Raw genomic sequence first — 19,957 nt, 5'->3', positions numbered from 1 at the left:
TAGATGATGAATCGGATAATAGTAGGATTAGGAGTTGGCTTGTTGTTCGGACTTACTCAAAGTACGGATGCGCAACAGCAAAAGAAAGCTTTAGATATCAATGCTTGTATGGCATGGAAGCGTGTTGATTCTCCGGAGATATCTTCGACAGGAAGGTGGGTTACGTATCGCGTTGTTTCAATGGAATATAATCCGGAAGATAAGGAGGCGAAAACGTTACACTTGTTTGATTCGCGTACACGGGAGGAGGTATTGTTGCCGAATGTAGAAAGATTGGAATTTTACAATTCGGATCAGGCTGCCTATTATCAGATGGCAGATTCCGCAGGAAATATGAAAACAATGCTTATGGAACTTCCTTCGGGAATCAGAAAGGAGTGGGTATACAAGGAAGCTTTCCGGCCTGTAGCGGGAACTCCTTACTCTGTTTCTATGACCAACGTACCAAAGGATACATTGAACCACATTCCGTCATTTGATCGTTTGGTGATTCGTCATTTGAAGACAGGAGTGGCTTTTCATATTGACAGTATTGGTTATCATAGTTTATATAATCAAGGTCGCTCTATTCTTTTCATCCGTAAACAGGCAAAAGGAAATGCTTTGTGTTATGGTCCGTTGGCAGGTCCTTACCGAACTATTTATGAAAGTGCTGTCAAGAAAGAACCTTCTTCTTTCCGATTTGACGAGAACCGGATGAACGGAGAGTTTACGGTAAATGACTCGCTATGGTATAATTTTTCTTTGAAGAATAATACCTGTGATCTAATATTCGACCGTAAAGAGATTGCTATTCCTACCAGAATGGAGATTGTTCATGCCAATTTGTCTCGTCAACAGAAGTTTCTGACGCTGCAAATTAGGCCATTGCTTCCAAAAACGGACAAGGATAAGCAGGAAGATGAACCGAAACCGGATAAAAGTTTTGAATTGGAGTTATGGACTTGGAATGAATATGAGGTGCCTACTTTGCAGACTCGAAGCCGTTACTATCGTCCCGAGTACCCTAAATATATCTACGATATAGCTTCGAAAAAATTGACGGAAGTAGCTCCCGGTCATGTTGATTTATTCGAGCCGGATTGGGCGGAGGAGATTCATTATGTGCTTTATACGGATGAGACTCCTTACCGTATGCAGAAAGAGTGGCTTGATAAAGTGCCATTTGACATATATGCTGTAAATGTGCATAGCGGAGAAAAGAAACTGGTGGGACGTAGCTATCGGAGTACTCCGAAATGGTCGGTGAATGGAAAGTGGGCAGTCATGTACGATCCGATTGCGAAAAATTGGAATAAGTTTGATGGAAATACGGGTAGGGTGACTGATATTTCGACTGCAATCGGCTATCCGGTGTTTGACGAGGATTATGATAAACCTGCGCCTGCACCTGCTTACGGTATTGCGGGTTGGACTGCTGATGGAAACAGTGTGTTGATTTACGATGCGTATGATTGGTGGAAGATAGACCTGACCGGTGAGTGTCAGCCGGAATGTTTTACGAAGGGATATGGTCGTAAGAATCGGAAATCTATCCGTAAAATGACTAGTAATATTGATAAGGAAGTGTTTGCACCGGATGAAAAAATAGTAGTGAGCTTGTGGGACGAAGATACGAAAGATCAAGGGGTGTATCAGATTGATATGAAAGGTCGTCTAAAGAGGTTGATGGAAGGTTCTTATCTATACACTGTTCATCGTTTTTCTGACAATCGGAAATATTGTATATGGAATCGTCAGAACATATCTGAATTCCGTGATCTGTGGTGGAGTAAATCGGATTTTTCCGATCCTGTTCGCATAACAAATGTCAATCCTCAACAAAGTGAATATAAGTGGGGAACTGCAAAACTGGTGGAATGGACTAACTACGAGAATAAATCTAATAAAGGAATACTTTATCTTCCGGAAGACTATGATGCTGATAAAGAATATCCTGTATTGGTGCAATTTTATGAAACACATTCTGGCGGATTGAATGTGTATCATGCTCCTATGCTGAGTAGTGCAATGGCAGATGTAATATACTTTGTAAGTAACGGTTATATTGTATTTATGCCGGATGTACATTTCACCATAGGAACACCAGGGCAGAGCTGTTATGATGCCGTAGTGAGCGGAACGAAATACTTGATAGAGCAGCGGATAGCACATCCGGGCAAGATCGGTCTTCAGGGGCATAGCTGGTCGGGCTTTCAAACGAGTTTTTTAGTCACAAAGACTGATTTATTTGCTTGTGCTAATATTGGTGCTCCTATTACTGATATGGTAACCGGCTATTTAGGTATTCGCAATGGTAGCGGTTTGCCACGTTACTTCATGTATGAAGAGACGCAAAGTCGTATGGGAAAAACTCTGTGGGAAGCTAAAGACAAGTATTTGGCAAACTCGGCTATAGTGGAGGCGGATAAGATACATACTCCCTTGTTAATCTGGCATAATGATAAGGATGAGGCTGTTCCTTATGAGCAAGGGCGTGCTTTGTATTTGGCTATGCGCCGCTTACAACGACCGGCATGGCATCTTAATTATAAAGGTGAAGGCCATTTTCTTGGCAATCAGGCGGCTCAGAAGGACTGGACTATCCGGATGATGCAATTCTTCGATTATTATCTGAAAGGAACAAAAGAACCGCGTTGGATGAAAGAAGGCATTCATTTGAGAGAACGCGGGATTGATCAGAAATATGATTACTAAATGAATAAATATTGACAAAAGATGAAGAAATTATTAACAGTAATTATGGCTTTAGCCTGTTTTGCATTAACGAGCTACGCTCAAAAAAATGTAGAAAAACAACTGATAGGTAAGTGGTGTAATCCTTATACTTATCAGTCTACCGGTGAACTCAAAGGATTCCATTTTCAGAAGAATGGCAAATGTTCCGCTATCAACGTGCCATCTTTAGATCTTAGAACATGGAAGATAGACAAGGACGGTTATTTGATAATCGAAGGGTTTAGCACAGAGGATGATGGAAGAACGGAAGTGTATAAAACGCGGGAACGTATTGAAAAACTGACATCTGATTCGTTGCGGTTGGTGATGAAAGAATCAAGTCCTCGGCTGGTTTTTCTGTATGTGAATAAAAAAACAATCAAGAAATTGGTTACTCCGGAAGTAGCTCCTGATAAGAAGTAATAAATCTCTCTCTTAAATAATTTAGTGTTTAATATTAGCATGTTGTTGCTAATGAAAGCGCCTCGTCGTAGTGATTACGATGAGGCGTATTCGTTTTACAGTATTTATACAGAGGCTTGTTTACACTTGTCGCATAGCCAATGCCTTATTCTCCGCAGCTTCCATAATCTCCCGTTCTCCGGGACCTTTATCATTGATGCCGCACAAGTGAAGAATCCCGTGGATAATCACGCGATGTAGTTCGTCTTCGTATGAAGCACCAAACTGTTCCGCATTGGTGCGTATCGTATCTAGGCTAATGAATAAGTCGCCTGATAAACGATCACCTTCACAATAATCGAAAGTAATAATATCCGTGTAGTAATCATGTTGCAGATACTGACGGTTTACTTCCAGAATTTTTTCGTCCGAGCAGAAGATATAAGCGATTTCACCGAGTCTTTTCCCGTAAGAAGCAGCTACGGCCTTTATCCATTCCGTAGTCTCACGTTTCTTGATATCAGGCATTTTTACACCTTCTGTTTGATAAGTTACAGCCATAATTGAATGTTATGATTTAAAAGAAAAATAAATAACTGATTAAGATAGCGGCTATGATACCCGAGAAGTCTGCTATCAGACCGCAAGTCACCGCATTACGAGTCTTGGTGATCCCCACACTGCCGAAATAAACGGCCAGAATGTAGAATGTGGTGTCCGAAGCTCCGCGAACTACACAACTCATACGTCCTACAAACGAATCAGGTCCCAGTTCTTTCATCGTATCGATCATCAATCCGTTTGCACCGCTACCGCTAAGCGATTTCATCAATGCGGTAGGCAGCGCTCCTACAAAGCTCGTGTCCACTCCGCATAAGCCTACTATATAGCCGATGCCTCCCACCAGAAAATCCATTGCTCCCGAAGTGCGGAACACTGCAATTCCTACAAGGAAAGCAACCAGATAAGGAATGATGCGTACAGCCGTCGTAAACCCTTCTTTAGCTCCCTCCACAAACGAATCGTATACATTGATTTTCTTTCTGACTCCCGTCAAAATAAACAGAATGATGACACTGAACAGCAGAATATTCGCTATCAATGTAGAATAAGTACCCATATCTTCCCGCGAGACACTTAGAAACAGATAAATCAAGCCGGAAAAGAAAAGGCAGATAACGCCCATTAAAATGAGAATAGGCTTATTGATTAAGTTTATCTTTTGAGCGATGCTGACTGCTATGACTCCTACTAGAGTTGAAATGAAAGTACTTAGCAGAATAGGGATAAATACATCTGTAGGCTGTGCAGCCCCCATTTGTGCACGATATACCATGATACTGATCGGAATGATGATAAGGCCGGAGGTATTAATCACCAAAAACATAATCATCGGATTGGAAGCAGTGTCTTTTTTCGGATTCAGTTCCTGCAGCTCTTTCATCGCTTTCAGCCCCAATGGGGTGGCTGCATTGTCGAGACCAAGCATATTGGCAGACATATTCATGAAGATGGACCCTAACACCGGATGTCCTTTAGGAATATCCGGAAACAGTCGGCAAAGCACCGGACTAAGAAAGCGAGCCAGTGCGTTAATCAATCCACTGTTTTCTCCGATTTTCATGATACCCAGCCAAAGAGCCAGTACTCCCGTAAGCCCTAGAGAAATTTCGAAAGCTGTCTTTGAAGAATCGAATGTAGCGTTCATGATAGCCGTAAATATCTCCGTATCTCCCAGAAAAATCACTTTTACAAGGGCGATGATAAAGGCGACGACAAAGAATCCTATCCAAATGTAATTTAGAACCATAGTTGATAGCGTGTATATAGATAGTGCAAAAGTAGTTATTACGTTTCAAATAAACTAAATCTTCGTCTTTCTTATACTGAAAATGAATGTAAATCTCTATCTTTGTCTCCTACTTTTCAAGAAATAAATGGAACAGGAAGATTTTAACATACGCGAACATCAGCTTACTTCAAAAGAACGGGATTTCGAGAATGCACTCCGTCCGTTAAGCTTTGAAGACTTTAGCGGCCAGGACAAGGTGGTGGAAAACCTTCGCATTTTTGTGAAGGCGGCACGTCTGCGCGGCGAAGCACTTGACCATGTGCTGTTGCATGGCCCTCCCGGATTAGGAAAAACAACTCTTTCAAATATTATCGCCAACGAATTGGGAGTCGGCTTTAAAGTAACTTCCGGTCCGGTGCTAGATAAACCGGGTGACCTGGCTGGTGTATTGACCAGCCTCGAACCGAACGACGTGCTTTTTATTGATGAAATTCATCGTCTGTCACCCGTAGTGGAAGAATATCTTTATTCGGCCATGGAAGATTACCGCATCGATATTATGATTGATAAGGGACCTTCGGCACGCAGCATCCAGATCGATTTGAATCCTTTCACGCTGGTTGGTGCAACCACGCGTAGCGGTCTGCTGACGGCTCCGCTTCGTGCACGTTTCGGTATTAACCTTCATTTGGAGTATTATGATGATGATATTTTGAGCAATATCATCCGTCGTTCTGCGTCCATACTGGATGTGCCTTGCTCGGTACGTGCAGCCTCGGAGATTGCTTCCCGCAGTCGTGGGACGCCCCGTATTGCTAATGCTTTGCTTCGCCGGGTACGTGACTTTGCACAGGTGAAAGGCACCGGCTCTATCGATACAGAGATTGCCCAGTTTGCACTGGAAGCATTGAATATCGACAAGTACGGACTGGATGAGATAGACAACAAGATACTTTGTACCATTATAGACAAGTTTAAAGGCGGCCCTGTCGGTATAACGACCATTGCTACGGCTTTAGGAGAAGATGCGGGAACCATCGAGGAGGTTTACGAACCTTTCCTGATAAAAGAAGGATTCATGAAACGTACTCCCCGCGGACGTGAGGTAACCGAACTTGCCTATAAGCATTTGGGAAGAAGTCTTTATAATAGTCAGAAAACACTGTTTAATGACTGACATAAAGCGTCATGTGACAAGTGGTATTAACGGTATAAAAGAACTTTATAAAGCATAGTTGGATGATGAAGCAATGGATTACTTTATTTGTTTTTCTCTTTTTGAGCCTTTCTTTATCGGCTCAACAGGGATATGGAAGAGACATTTTTGTTTCTTCTAAAGGAGATTCCTTACCTTACCGGATGATTCACCCCGAATCGGTGAAACCGGGTGAGAAGTACCCCCTCGTGCTGTTTTTGCATGGAGCCGGCGAACGGGGAAATGATAATGAGAAACAGTTGACTCATGGCGGACAGATGTTTCTTAATCCGGTCAATCAAGAAAAGTATCCTGCTTTTGTGCTGATTCCGCAGTGTCCGACAGACGGTTACTGGGCTTATACGGAACGTCCGAAGTCTTTTATACCTGCTGAAATGCCGGTAGAACAGGAGATCAGTCCTATATTGCAGACACTCAAACAGTTGCTCGATTCCTATCTGGTGATGCCCGAAGTGGACACGCAACGGGTTTATATTATCGGCCTTTCAATGGGAGCGATGGGAACGTATGATTTAGTAATACGCTACCCGGAGATATTTGCTGCTGCAATTCCTATCTGTGGTATAGTCAATCCAAGCCGGTTGTCGGCTGCCAAAGATGTGAAGTTCCGTATCTTTCATGGAGATGCAGATGATGTAGTTCCAGTGAAAGGTTCTCGCGAAGCATATAAAGCACTGAAAGCTGCCGGTGCAGATGTGGAATATATTGAATTTCCCGGTTGTAATCATGGAAGCTGGAATCCGGCTTTCAATTATCCCGGATTTATGGATTGGTTGTTCAAACAAAAGAAGAAACGTTGAACCAATCTGAATGATAATCACTAATAAAACATGGCTGGACTAAAATCATTAGCTAAAGATACTGCAATTTATGGGTTAAGTAGTATTGTCGGACGATTCCTTAACTACATGCTGGTACCCTTGTATACAGCTGTATTACCGGCTTCCACCGGAGGTTACGGAGTCGTATCGAACGTGTATGCGTTTACAGCCCTGATGCTCGTACTGCTTACGTTCGGTATGGAAACGGGATTCTTCCGTTTCGCCAATAAATCGGGAGAAGACCCGATGAAAGTATATGCCAACTCCCTATTGTCAGTAGGAGGCGTATCTTTGATTTTCGTTCTCCTTTGCCTGTTATTCCTGCAACCTATTTCCAATTTGCTGGATTATGGCGATCATCCGGAATTTATAGCGATGATGGCTGTTGTGGTAGCTTTAGACTCTTTTCAATGCATCCCTTTTGCCTATTTGCGATATAAAAAACGCCCTGCCAAGTTTGCAGCTATCAAACTGCTCTCTATCATTGGCGGCATCGGTTTGAATCTGTTTTTCCTGTTGGTGTGTCCGTGGCTGAATGTACATTGTCCGGCAACCATCTCTTGGTTTTATGATCCGGACTATCTGGTGGGATATATCTTCATCAGCAACCTGATAATTTCGGTTGTCCAGATGTTCTTCTTTATCCCGGAACTGACAGGATTTGCTTATAAGTTGGACCGGGTGTTGCTGAAGCGAATGGTAGTATACTCTTTTCCGGTATTAATCTTAGGTTTGGTAGGTATTCTGAATCAGACTGTTGACAAGATGATCTATCCGTTTCTCTTTGAAGATCGACAGGAAGGGTTGGTACAATTGGGTATTTATGCGGCAACCAGCAAAATAGCGATGGTGATGGCCATGTTTACACAGGCTTTCCGTTACGCTTACGAACCGTTTGTATTTGGTAAAGACCGCGAAGGAGATAACCGAAAAATGTATGCGGCTGCGATGAAATATTTTCTTATCTTCTCGTTGTTGGCTTTCCTTGCTGTAATGTTCTACCTCGATTTGTTGCGTTATCTTGTAGCAAAAGGTTACTGGGAAGGCCTTGGAGTGGTGGCTATTGTGATGCTTGCAGAAATCTGTAAAGGGATTTATTTCAATCTTTCCTTTTGGTATAAACTGACGGATAAGACCTATTGGGGAGCTTACTTCTCGGTGATCGGCTGTGTCATTATTGTTGTATTGAACATATTATTTGTGCCGGTTTACGGCTATCTTGCTTCGGCATGGGCTTCTGTTGCAGGCTATGCGGTAATCTTGCTGTTATCCTACTGGATAGGACAGAAAGAATACCCGATTCGTTATGATTTGAAAAGCCTCGGACTTTATGTTCTGCTGGCAGCGGTACTTTACGTTATTGGAGAACAGGTGCCTATCCCTAATCTGGTGCTCCGTCTCGCTTTCCGTACCGTACTTTTATTGCTATTTATAGCTTATATTATCAAGAAGGATTTACCATTGAGTCAGATTCCTGTTATTAATCGCTTTATAAAGAAGAAATAACTATGAAGACAGATGAACGTAATAAGTTTGCTATCAAGTCCTTTCTGGGAGAATATCTGGACTTGAAAAAAGACAAGGATAACGAACTGGCCACTGTAGATTCTATCCGTAAGGGTGTAGAGTTTAAAGGTGCCAATTTATGGATCCTGATTTTTGCCATCTTTATGGCATCACTCGGATTGAATGTAAACTCTACCGCAGTAATTATCGGTGCCATGTTGATTTCTCCGCTGATGGGGCCTATTATGGGAGTAGGACTCTCTGTCGGACTGAACGACTTCGAATTAATGAAACGCTCTTTAAAGAGCTTTCTCATAACGACCGCTTTCAGTGTGACGACGGCCACTATCTTCTTCCTTCTTGCCCCTATTGCCGGTTCACAGTCAGAGCTGCTGGCACGTACATCGCCCACTATTTATGATGTATTCATCGCACTTTTTGGTGGTTTGGCAGGCGTGGTGGCTCTCTCTACCAAGGAAAAAGGAAATGTGATTCCGGGCGTTGCCATTGCTACTGCATTGATGCCACCGCTTTGTACGGCAGGTTACGGACTGGCTTCCGGTAATCTTATTTATTTCCTGGGTGCTTTTTATCTTTACTTCATCAACTCTGTTTTTATCAGTCTGGCTACTTTCCTCGGAGTTCGTGTGATGCATTTCCAACGAAAAGAGTTTGTAGATAAAACCCGTGAGAAGACCGTACGTAAATACATCGTTCTGATTGTGGTGCTTACCATGTGCCCTGCGGTTTATCTGACATTTGGAATTATAAAAAGCACCTTCTATGAGGCGGCAGCCAATCGTTTTATTAGCGATCAGTTAAGCTTTGAAAATACACAGGTACTTGATAAAAAGATCAGCTATGAACATAAAGAAGTGCGGGTTGTTTTGATTGGTCCTGAAGTGCCCGATGCTTCGATTTCTATTGCCCGTAGCAAGATGAAAGAATATAAGTTGGAAGATACGAAGCTAGTTGTATTGCAGGGGATGAACAATGAAGCGGTAGATGTGACTTCTATCCGTGCCATGGTCATGGAAGACTTCTACAAAAACAGCGAGCAGCGACTTCAGCAACAGGCAGTGAAGATTTCCCAACTGGAGACAACGTTGGAACAATACAGAACGTATGACGCAATGAGTCGTACATTAGTGCCCGAACTGAAAGTGCTTTATCCTTCCATCACTACGCTCTCCATCGCTCATTCGCTCGAAGTGCGGGTTGACTCGATGAAGACCGATACGGTAACATTGGCTGTTTTGAAATTCGACAGACATCCGTCTGCTGCCGAGAAACAGAAAATCAGCGAATGGCTGAAAGCCCGTGTAGGAGCGAAGAAGTTGAGGCTGATTACCGAATAATGAATCTAAAAATAGTAATATGAAATTCAGACTAACTGTCTTGATAGTCTTTTCCCTCTGTCTGTCGAATGTATTTGCCGATGAGGGAATGTGGCTGCTGGGAAATCTCCGCAAGAACAAACAGACAGACCGGGTAATGAAAGAACTTGGTTTGCAAATGCCTGTGAATAAAATATATAATCCGAAGAAACCTTCTCTTTCTGATGCTGTTGTCAGCTTTGGAGGTTTCTGTTCGGGAGTGGTGGTTTCCGAAGACGGTCTGGTGTTTACCAATCATCATTGTGGTTTCAGCAGTATCCAGCAACACTCTTCTGTGGAACATGATTATCTGAAAGATGGCTTTTTTGCACGTAGCCTTGACGAAGAGCTGCCGAATCCGGAGTTATATGTCCGTTTTCTGCTTCGTACGGAAGACGTAACCAAACGGGTATTATCTGCCGCCCGCTATGCTAAAACGGAAACAGAACGCCGTGTAGCTGTTGATTCGATCATGAATGTAATCGGTCTGGAAGTTTCCGAAAAAGATTCTACGCTGACCGGTATTGTTGATGCTTATTATGCAGGTAATGAATTCTGGCTTTCCGTTTATCGTGATTATAACGATGTTCGTTTAGTCTTTGCACCTCCTTCTTCTGTCGGGAAGTTTGGATGGGATACGGACAATTGGGTGTGGCCGCGACATACGGGCGATTTCAGCGTATTTCGTATCTATGCAAACACCAAGAATGGTCCGGCTGATTATTCTCCTGATAACGTCCCTTATCGCCCTGAATATGTAGCGCCCATCTCTTTGGATGGATACAAGGAAGGTTCTTTCTGTATGACGCTTGGTTATCCGGGAAGTACGGAACGTTATCTTTCTTCGTATGGTATCGAAGAGATGATGAATGGAATCAACCAGGCAATGATTGATGTGCGGGGAGTAAAACAAACGGTTTGGAAACGGGAGATGGATTGTCGTCCGGATATTCGTATCAAGTATGCTTCAAAATACGATGAAAGTTCCAATTATTGGAAGAATAGTATCGGAACAAACAAGGCCATCAAGCATCTGAAGGTGTTGGAAAAGAAGCGGGCGGCTGAAACAGCCCTTCGCGACTGGATTCAGTCTCATCCGGAAGAAAGAGAGAAACTGATTCGTTTATTCTCTTCTCTGGAGTTGAGTTATAGTAATCGTCGGGAAACAAATCGTGCGTTGGCTTATTTCGGTGAATCGTTTATCAATGGTCCCGAGTTGGTGCAGCTTGCTCTTGAAATTCTCAATTTCGACTTTGAGGCCGAGGAGAAGCTGGTGATTACCCGCATGAAGAAGTTATTGGAGAAGTATGATAATCTTGATCTTTCCATTGATAAGGAGGTTTTTGCTGCCATGCTCAAAGAATATCAGTTGAAAGTGGATAAGAAGTATCTGCCTGCTATGTATGAAAAGATAGATACACTCTATAACGGGAATATTCAGGCTTATGTAGACTCTTTGTATGCAACGTCCAATATAACGTCTCCTAAGGGCCTAAAACGTTTTCTGGAGCGGGATACTACGTATAATCTGATAGAGGATCCGGCTGTTTCTTTGAGTCTGGATCTGATCGTGAAGTATTATGAGATGAATCAGAGTATTTCCGAAGCTTCCGAGCAGATAGAGCAAGGGGAACGTTTGTTTAACGCTGCCATGCGCCGTATGTATGCCGATCGTAATTTCTATCCGGATGCCAATTCCACTATGCGGCTTAGTTTCGGAACGGTTGGGGGGTATACTCCTTTTGATGGGGCCACTTACGATTATTATACCACTGTGAAAGGCATCTTTGAGAAGGTGAAGGAACATGCAGGTGATATTGACTTTGCCGTCCAGCCCGAGTTGTTGAGTTTGCTTTCTTCCGGTGATTTCGGAAGATATGCCAATGCACAGGGAGACATGAATGTTTGCTTTATTTCTAATAATGATATTACAGGCGGTAATTCCGGCAGTGCCATGTTCAATGCCAAAGGAGAATTGCTTGGGCTGGCTTTCGATGGCAACTGGGAAGCAATGAGCAGTGACATCGTATTTGAACCTGACTTGCAGCGTTGCATCGGAGTAGATGTGCGGTATATGCTCTTTATTATGGAGAAATATGGTAAGGCGGGCAATCTTGTTCAGGAGTTGAAGATAGCTCGATGAAGTAAATGTTTCGATAAAAGATATATATTTACTAAATAGAAAGGCAACTAATCTGTGGTAGTTAGTTGCCTTTCTATTTTATTTAAATGAATTCCTTTTTACTTTTTGGGTTTTCTACGTGCCCATCCTTCCTCGCTGAAGTCAGGCTCTTTGTCTTTGAAAAATTCTTGCCAGTCATCTTTCTTTTTTGGACCACGGGCATCAGAATAACCTCGTTCTGCACGACTAGGTTTATCTTTTTTAGCTGATTTAGCACCTTTTGCAGAAGCATCTCTCGATTTTCTATCCTTATTCTCATAGCGTGGTGCACGTTCGTCACTTTTGCCGCCGAATCGTTTACCTCCCTTGCGCTCATTAGAACTGCTTTCGCGTCCTTTTCCGCTTTCTTCACCGGCTATTTCAATAACGACCTTACGTCCGTTCCATTTAGCTTTGTTCAGCGCTTTAATTACATTGGTCGCTTCCTTTTCGGGTACTTCAAAGAAAGAATAGTTCTGCATCAGGTCAATGCGTCCCAATTCAATGCGCCCTCTTGTATTGCTGTTCAACAGTCCGATAAGATCACTTGGAAAGAAACTGTCCGTTTTACCCAGATTGATAAATAAGCGGTTGAAGCCTGGAGCAGCTTTTCGGCTTCTTTTCTCGAAACCTCCTTCTTTACGATCACCACGTCCGGCGCGTTCTGCACGCATATCGGTTGGTTGCTCTATTTCAGGACGGTTGCGGTAATATTCTGCAAAACGGTTGAATTCGTGAGAAACCATTCGTTTAATCAAGTCCTCTTTGCTTAGCCATTCCAGTTTGCGATAGATTTCCGGCATAAAGTCGGCAATCTCTTCTTCGTTCACTTTCACTTTTTCGAGATCATCAATTACCTTAATCAGCTGTTTCTGACAGATACCTGCCGCTGTCGGCATTTCTCCGACAATAAATTTTTTGCTGATAATCCGTTCGATTTCTCTCATCTTTCCCTTTTCGCGGAGGTTGATGATGGCAATGGAAGTTCCGGTTTTTCCGGCACGCCCTGTACGTCCGCTACGATGTGTATAGCTTTCTGTGTCGTCAGGCAATCCGTAATTGATGACATGTGTCAGATCGTCTACGTCAAGTCCACGGGCAGCCACGTCAGTTGCAACGAGCAGTTGCAGATTACGGATGCGGAATTTCTGCATAACGGCATCCCGTTGTGCTTGGGAAAGTTCGCCATGTAAAGAATCGGCATTGTAACCTTCCTGCATCAATTTGTCTGCAATTTCTTGAGTCTCTTTACGGGTACGGCAGAAAATGATACCGTATATTTGTGGGTAGTAATCGACGATACGTTTTAAAGCTTCATATTTATCTTTAGCCTGTACGGTATAAACAACGTGTTTAACGTTGTTGGTACTTTCATTCTTACGGCCAATAGTTATTTCTTTCGCGTTACGTAAGTAGTTCTTGGAGATACGTGCGATTTCCGGGCTCATTGTTGCAGAAAACAGTAGAGTGTTACGTTCCTGCGGCACATCAGCCAGGATGGCATTGATACTCTCTGTGAATCCCATATTAAGCATTTCGTCCGCTTCATCCATTACAACGTTGTGGATGGTAGATAAAGATACGGTTTTGCGCTCCATCAAGTCGAGCAGACGTCCCGGTGTGGCAACGATGATATGTACACCTCGTTTCAGGCTGCGTATTTGGCTATCAATGGAAGAACCACCATATACAGGCAGTACTTTCAGTCCGTCAATGTATTTGGAATAGTCGTTCAGATCTCCTGCTATCTGGAGACAAAGCTCGCGGGTAGGGCAGAGGATAAGCGATTGTGGAATTCTGTTTTTTACGTCAATCTGTTGGAGCAAGGGCAAACCGAATGCGGCTGTTTTACCTGTTCCTGTCTGTGCAAGAGCTACTACATCATTATTTTCTCCTAAAAGGTACGGAATCACTTCCTCTTGTACCGGCATGGGATTCTCGTATCCCATTTCTTCAATTGCTCTACGTATCTCCGGAGAAACGCCAAGCTCTTCAAATGTCTTCATTAAATCTCTGTATATCTTTTATTTCGGCTGCAAAGATAGTTAATTTAGTTGATAATAAATGGTTGATAACGGATAATTATTGTAGACGTCATCGTATTTATCATTTATCAACAATCAATTATCTGTTAATAAAATGCTGCGCAACTGTTTTAAATCTTCCGTAGAAAGTCCGATTCCTTTTTTCAGATAGGTTTGTACACTCCCATATTCAGCTTCAATCTGTTCCTTTGCGGCATTCAGGAAATCTTCTTTAGCCGAATAGATGGTAGTGATTGCTTCTTGAGAGTTGATCGGCAATTTGTAGGCGTATTTAGAGGCTTTGGGGATATTGAAATAATCGTTACTCAAACGATAATCTTCCATTATCACATCTTCATTGACGCCTAGAGCGGCGAGTAGGAGTGCGGAAACAATTCCTGTACGTCCTTTTCCGGATGTACAATGAATAACAACCGGATAATTGCTACGGTCGAGAAGAATGGTGAACAGCTCTTTGAATTCCTTTTGGTAGTTTGTAACCAGTTCCCGGTTCATTCGTTCTACGAGGCGGTAGATGGTATCAGTTTTTATTTTTTCTTCCCGAATACCTTGCAGAATTTTTTCCATGTTCCCTGTGAGGATGGGGATATGTACGATTTTAAACTTGTTATCATGTAGTTGCGGATAGTTGTGGCGTTCGCTTTCAGAACGTAAGTCTATGATTGTTCGTATTCCCATATTCTTAAGCTCTTGGCAGGAACAAGGAGGGATACTGTCTATTTGTGCGGAACGGTATATCATTCCCCAACGAAGAGATTTTCCGGTGTCGGCAGATTCGTATCCTCCTAAGTCGCGGAAGTTCTGTATACCGGGAATATTGATGTTGCGGGTAGCTACTTTGATGCGGTATTTGTTGTTAAACACCATCAAGTAGTAATAACGTTGGGACGGATCATTGGTTACGATTGTCATTTTACCACTGGAGATGCTAGCCATTGCAATGGGAGAATCTTCCGGAATAATTTCCGGAGAAGTAGAGGTGTATACTTTTACCTGTCCTTTTAATATCGGTGTTGTTTCCCATTTGATAATACAGTTTCCTATATTATTTTCCTCACACACCACAGATATAGCAGGTGATGTGCCGGAGCACGACGGGAGCACTAATAAAACAGTAAGCCAGCTTAACAGGTTTTTATACATAGTTTCTTTGTCTTGAATCGTATACTGCAAAGATAAGAATTACCCGAAGATGTGATAATTCCTTTGCGATAATTAGCCAAAGTTAATAGTAATTTACGTGTTAAAAAAGGGCGCATCTTCCGGTGGAAGAGCGCCCTGAATGAGAAGTTGCTTGAATCAGCTTTATTGGATACTGTTTAATAAATCCGTTTTTCCTTCATTGATTAACTTTAGAATAAGTTCGCCAAATAAGGTATTTTGCCATGCAAACCAAGCACGGGTGAAGTTATTGGGGTCATCTTTGTGGAAAGATTCATGCATAAAGCCTGTCCCTGCATCCGTATTGAGCAGCATCTTTACACAATCTTTGATCTCCTGATCGTCCTGACTGGTAAATGCTTTCATCATGATGCTCATCGGCCATACCATATCATAACCGATGTGAGGCCCGCCAATACCTTCTCCTGCCTTTCCTTTGAAGAAATAGGGGTTATCCTTGCTCCATACAAAACGGCGTGTATTTTGATAGATAGGATCGTTGATTTCTACATCACCAAGATAAGGCATTGCCAGCAGACTTGGTACATTAGCATCATCCATTAAGAAATGATTTCCGAAGCCATCTACCTCAAAGGCATAAATTGTACCATATTTAGGGTGATTATAAGTCGCATATTTTTTTAGTGCAGCTTCTACTTCTTTTGCCAGATCTGTGCATTGTTTTGCCAGTTCTGCATTTTGATTTACAGCATTTAGAATTTCGGCAGCTTTCTTTAGCGAAGAAACAGCGAAGAAGTTAGACGGCACGAGAAATTGCAGGGTTGTAGCATCGTCAGATGGGCGGAAAGCTGAAACAATAAGTCCGACAGGATTTACCGGAGCACCTAGGCCATTATTGTTTAATGTATCGAGTGCACGTTCTGTTTTGCGTTGAAATTTATAAGGTCCCACTCCTTCTTTGCGTTGTTGCTCCTTAAAAGTAGTCAGGATATTGGTGATGGCTTGTATCCATTCACTATCAAAAATACTGGCATCACCGGTTTCCTTCCAATATTGGTAGGCCAGACGTAGTGGATAACATAGAGAATCTATTTCCCATTTTCTTTCATGTAATTCAGGTTTCATGTCGGTCAGGTCGGACATCCATTCCCCTCCGACAGCTCCGTCATTAAAAGCATTAGCGTATGGATCAATATTGATACATTTAAATTGTCTGCGGATCACTCCTTCAAGCATTTTCTTTAATTCCGGGTCTTTATTGGCCAGTTGTACATAAGGCCAAACCTGTGCTCCCGAGTCACGTAGCCACATGGCATGAATATCGCCTGTATAAACAAAAGTATCAGGCTTGCCGTCTGTTGTGCGATAATGAACCGTTGTTTCAAGGGTATTGGGAAAACAATTCTCGAACATCCACGCCAATTTTTGGTTAGTAAGCAACTTTTTTACTCTGATAATTTCTGCTTCCACAGCTTTTGATGTAAAAAGACGCTTGTTTACAGGTGGACGGTTACTTTTATAAGCGGCCACTTCAGCTGCCTGATTGACTACATTGGTATGATCTCTAGCAAGAATAAGTTCAGTAGCATTCGCATGACTTCCCATTAATAGGGTGGTTGTAATAATGCATATTCCGATGTTTCTTTTCTTCATCTTTACAGTGTTTTTGAGAGGATTATTAAAAGTGGTTATTATAAGTTGATTCCGGCTAATCTGCCGTACATTTCTACAAAAGCTGCTTGTGTCAAAAGCCATTTTTTCTCATTTTTATCTGTTCCGCTCCAATCTGTTTGGAAGAGTCCCCGTTTATCCCTGGCATATTGCCATGCATAATCAAGGCTTTTTTGGAAGTCGGCTAGATAGGTCTTATTGTGATCTGTGTGATAAAGCTCTATAAATCCTCTTAGCATGACTGCTGTGAACCAGATATTTCCTTTTTTCAGTAATTGAAATGTTTGTCCGTTCGGCGAGGTGAAATGAGTGAAAAAGTGCTTGTGACATGCTTCGGCTATATTTTGAGCATCTTCCAGATAGTTTTTCTGTTTTGTTATTTGGTAGAGTAGGGCGGCTGCTTGCATCATTTGGCCGCTATTATAGGCAAATTTGGCACGCCCGATTTTCTTATTGAGTGCAATGTTGTCAAAGTATAAATGATCTGTTGGATCTTCTAAATTCTTTTTAGTCCATTCGTATAACTCTTTCCCTTGTTTCAAATAGGTGCTGTCTTGAGTTGCCTGAAATAGCTTGAGAGCAAAAACGGCTCCCGGTGCATTTGAACAAGTGTTTTTGGACTCTTTTTTCTGCTCACACCAGTAGATTCCTCCTCCAAGCACTTCGTCTTTACCGCTAAGAATAAACTCCCATATCAGTTCGGCTTTTTCTAGATAGGCTTGTTTTTTAGTCATACGATAAGAATCGGTGAAATCAATGCCTAACCAAACGTTGTCATCATAAAAACGATCAGAGAGAGGTTGATTACTGATATAGGATGAGTAAGCGAATGGTTCTCTTCGTGTGTCGAAATACTCTTCCAATCCAGGGAGTACTTTATTTTCCAGAAGTTTCTTATATTTTTTGTTTCCAGTGCTCTCCAACAGTGCGTTTACTGCAGAGAATGTACCCGAGTACGGCCAAAGATAAGAATATTCATTATGTCTTTTTGCTTGTTCTTCTGACGCTAGATAAGTTGCTTTGTTGTTCTGGTCAGAAGGATAATTTTCGCGCAGCAAACAAGTATTGGGTGCTGCATAGTTTTTGTAAAGGGCATCCAAGCTTTGCTGGGCTCTTTCTGCGTTAGGATTTGTGTTCGCAATGGCGAAAGCACAAATAACATTGAGCAATAGGCTATTCATAGTTTCCTTTCATTAATTGATATTTATAAAATAGTCCAATTTTGTTTTTCAATTTATTGGGGAATTAATCATTGGAGAGCAAGTCCCAGGTATCACTGCTACTGTGACTCTACAAAAATACCTTATTCCGACTACTTATAAAATGGGTAGTAAGCGAATTGTAAATGCTTGTAGGATTTATCTGTTTGATAATTAGGTATATACGTGTTGATGGATATCACATAAATGTAAATGCTATTGTGTGGCTGATAGACTATTATTCTTGAATTTATTGCCCGATTCGAGCCACTTTTTCTTCAAATTCATTCCGATCTCCATTTGCTTTGATTCGCATTTTTGAACGGTAATTATAGATAGTCGACAATGAATATTGCAGGAAGTGGGCTATTTTTACGCTATCTGTAATTCCCAGGCGGATTAGTGCGAAGATACGTAATTCAGGCGTTAAAAGTTTACCCGGACCTGGAATAATTACATTTTCCGGTAAGAGCAATGCATTAAAATCCTCAACGAAATTAGGAAAAAGATTTAGAATTGCTTTATCAAAGTTATTATAAAATTCAGCCAGATCTTCTTCTGTGTTGAGTGAAGAGTGAAGGAATGACGTCACTTTTTTAATATCTTCGCTTTTGGCTATTTTAAGCGCCCTCTTTTTTAAATTGGCTATTTTGTTAATATAACTGGTATATTGTTCCATATATAGTCCTACATATTCTTCTTTGATTTTATTATTATCTGCTAATATTGAGTTCATTTGTTGTATCTCGTAAAGATGATAGGATAAACTTTCATTGGCTTGCTCCACTTTTCTTTTTTGTTTTTTTAGTTGTATGAACAAAGCACACAATAAGATACAGACAAAACACAATGCTACAAGCAATATGGTTATGGTGATAAATTTATTTTTTTCCTTTTCCTGAAATGCCTTATCTATAAAAAGGTACATGTCTGAAGCTTCAATAGTATTGATTCTCGCATTACATAAGATAGCATCCTCCATTGCATTTTTCATATATTTATATGCCCGGTCTATGTCTCCGCTTTCAAAGATCAATTTGGCGAGTATTTTTAGAGAGAGATTCTCTCTGGCTCCATTTAATACGTCGGAGATAGCGGATATCGCGAAATATTTAATCATATTTTCAGAGTCATTTTTGCCTTGATAGGCAGAAGCTAAAGAATATGCAATTATTCCGGCATCTCGTGAATAAGGTGCATAACTTTTGTAAACGCTGTCTAATATGTGAATAGCATTATCGTATTTTTTATGGAAGAGAAGAGTCGGTGCTGACATGAATGCTCGTACGTTTGAGGGGACTTCCTTGCATTGAAGAAGTGAATCGCGATAAATTTGTGCAATCAGATCGTTCTCTTGTGCATCATTCTCATTTGAGGCAAAAGTTTTCTGATGATTATAAATTGTGACTTGTCCGAGAAAATATTCAGCTTTCAGCCGCGGAGATAATTGCTCTTGTTGTGTTGAGTTGACAATCGCTAAGGCTTCTTTAAAAAAGCCCATAGAAGATAGTATTCTTGAATAATCTAATTTCGCCTCAATTAGTAGTTCTTTGTCATTACTTTTTTGAGCAAGGTTATTCATGTGGATGGCATAAACTAAAGCAGAATCTTTCTGAAAAGATGAATATTCAAAACAAAGGGACTGGGCAATTCCTATTTTTTCTTGAATATTGTCGGATTGCCTTAATACTATTTTTAAACTGTCTATTTGCCTTTGTTTTTGTTTAGTATAGACAGATTTGTGTTGTAGAGATTTATCTAATGTTTTTAATAATGATTCGATCTCATTATTTGCTTTTGTAGGCAAACTGGTAAGAATAAGGATTATTATTAATAGAGGCAGAATAAATCTTTTCATGTGTATTAAGTAAGATTGCGTATTAATTGTGGTGTTTGCAAAGATAAGAAAATCCATATTAAGTTAAGGC

Annotated in this window: 14 protein-coding genes; 7 read left to right on the top strand and 7 right to left on the bottom strand. The window is 41.4% G+C overall.

From position 1 onward, the window contains the following. Positions 1–3 precede the first annotated feature (3 nt). Positions 4–2,697: a prolyl oligopeptidase family serine peptidase gene (locus tag KTR06_RS11340; RefSeq protein ID WP_217290360.1), complete on the top strand. Its 2,694-nt coding sequence runs from the start codon at positions 4–6 to the stop codon at positions 2,695–2,697. Positions 2,698–2,718: 21 nt separating this feature from the next. Further along, positions 2,719–3,141 (top strand): lipocalin family protein, encoded by a 423-nt coding sequence (locus KTR06_RS11335; protein WP_074705670.1) that lies wholly within the window; start codon positions 2,719–2,721, stop codon positions 3,139–3,141. 120 nt (positions 3,142–3,261) lie between these two features. Here the strand turns inward: KTR06_RS11335 and ybeY are convergent, their stop codons facing one another. Next, the gene (gene ybeY, locus KTR06_RS11330; RefSeq protein WP_217290359.1) at positions 3,262–3,681 is read right to left on the bottom strand and encodes an rRNA maturation RNase YbeY; all 420 of its coding nucleotides are present in this window, start codon (positions 3,679–3,681) and stop codon (positions 3,262–3,264) included. A 16-nt stretch (positions 3,682–3,697) separates the two neighbouring features. Continuing rightward, positions 3,698–4,930 carry a nucleoside recognition domain-containing protein gene (locus KTR06_RS11325; protein ID WP_055278528.1) on the bottom strand — a complete coding sequence of 411 codons (1,233 nt, stop codon included), beginning with the start codon at positions 4,928–4,930 and terminating at the stop codon, positions 3,698–3,700. 127 nt (positions 4,931–5,057) lie between these two features. Between KTR06_RS11325 and ruvB the strand changes: the two genes are divergently transcribed. The 5 genes from ruvB (at position 5,058) to KTR06_RS11300 (ending at position 11,974) form a co-directional block, all read left to right on the top strand. Next, the gene (gene ruvB, locus KTR06_RS11320) at positions 5,058–6,089 is read left to right on the top strand and encodes a Holliday junction branch migration DNA helicase RuvB (protein WP_004313748.1); all 1,032 of its coding nucleotides are present in this window, start codon (positions 5,058–5,060) and stop codon (positions 6,087–6,089) included. A gap of 62 nt (positions 6,090–6,151) precedes the next feature. Next, positions 6,152–6,928 (top strand): dienelactone hydrolase family protein, encoded by a 777-nt coding sequence (locus KTR06_RS11315; protein ID WP_207895138.1) that lies wholly within the window; start codon positions 6,152–6,154, stop codon positions 6,926–6,928. A 30-nt stretch (positions 6,929–6,958) separates the two neighbouring features. Then, on the top strand, positions 6,959–8,455 hold the full coding sequence (locus KTR06_RS11310) for an oligosaccharide flippase family protein (RefSeq protein WP_217290358.1): 1,497 nt from the start codon (positions 6,959–6,961) through the stop codon (positions 8,453–8,455). Positions 8,456–8,457: 2 nt separating this feature from the next. After that, complete coding sequence (locus tag KTR06_RS11305; RefSeq protein WP_004313751.1) at positions 8,458–9,813, top strand: TIGR00341 family protein; 1,356 nt, start codon at positions 8,458–8,460, stop codon at positions 9,811–9,813. A 19-nt stretch (positions 9,814–9,832) separates the two neighbouring features. Then, a complete protein-coding gene (locus KTR06_RS11300; RefSeq protein ID WP_217290357.1) occupies positions 9,833–11,974 on the top strand; it encodes a S46 family peptidase in 2,142 nt (713 codons plus the stop codon). Positions 11,975–12,072: 98 nt separating this feature from the next. Here the strand turns inward: KTR06_RS11300 and KTR06_RS11295 are convergent, their stop codons facing one another. The 5 genes from KTR06_RS11295 to KTR06_RS11275 all read right to left on the bottom strand — a co-directional run bounded on the left by KTR06_RS11295 (position 12,073) and on the right by KTR06_RS11275 (position 19,887). Beyond that, positions 12,073–13,998 carry a DEAD/DEAH box helicase gene (locus KTR06_RS11295; protein ID WP_118407498.1) on the bottom strand — a complete coding sequence of 642 codons (1,926 nt, stop codon included), beginning with the start codon at positions 13,996–13,998 and terminating at the stop codon, positions 12,073–12,075. A 114-nt stretch (positions 13,999–14,112) separates the two neighbouring features. Then, the gene (locus KTR06_RS11290) at positions 14,113–15,180 is read right to left on the bottom strand and encodes a tyrosine-protein phosphatase (protein ID WP_120067722.1); all 1,068 of its coding nucleotides are present in this window, start codon (positions 15,178–15,180) and stop codon (positions 14,113–14,115) included. Positions 15,181–15,342: 162 nt separating this feature from the next. Beyond that, positions 15,343–16,812 (bottom strand): glycoside hydrolase family 125 protein, encoded by a 1,470-nt coding sequence (locus KTR06_RS11285; protein ID WP_120067670.1) that lies wholly within the window; start codon positions 16,810–16,812, stop codon positions 15,343–15,345. A gap of 38 nt (positions 16,813–16,850) precedes the next feature. After that, a complete protein-coding gene (locus KTR06_RS11280) occupies positions 16,851–18,011 on the bottom strand; it encodes a glycoside hydrolase family 76 protein (RefSeq protein WP_120067668.1) in 1,161 nt (386 codons plus the stop codon). A 268-nt stretch (positions 18,012–18,279) separates the two neighbouring features. After that, positions 18,280–19,887 carry a DUF6377 domain-containing protein gene (locus KTR06_RS11275; protein WP_055235641.1) on the bottom strand — a complete coding sequence of 536 codons (1,608 nt, stop codon included), beginning with the start codon at positions 19,885–19,887 and terminating at the stop codon, positions 18,280–18,282. Positions 19,888–19,957: the final 70 nt, after the last annotated feature.

The organism is Bacteroides sp. MSK.20.12 (assembly GCF_019052435.1).
Classification (GTDB): domain Bacteria; phylum Bacteroidota; class Bacteroidia; order Bacteroidales; family Bacteroidaceae; genus Bacteroides; species Bacteroides xylanisolvens.
Note: the sequence above shows the minus strand (reverse complement) of the source record. Positions and strands in the feature narration are given on the sequence as shown.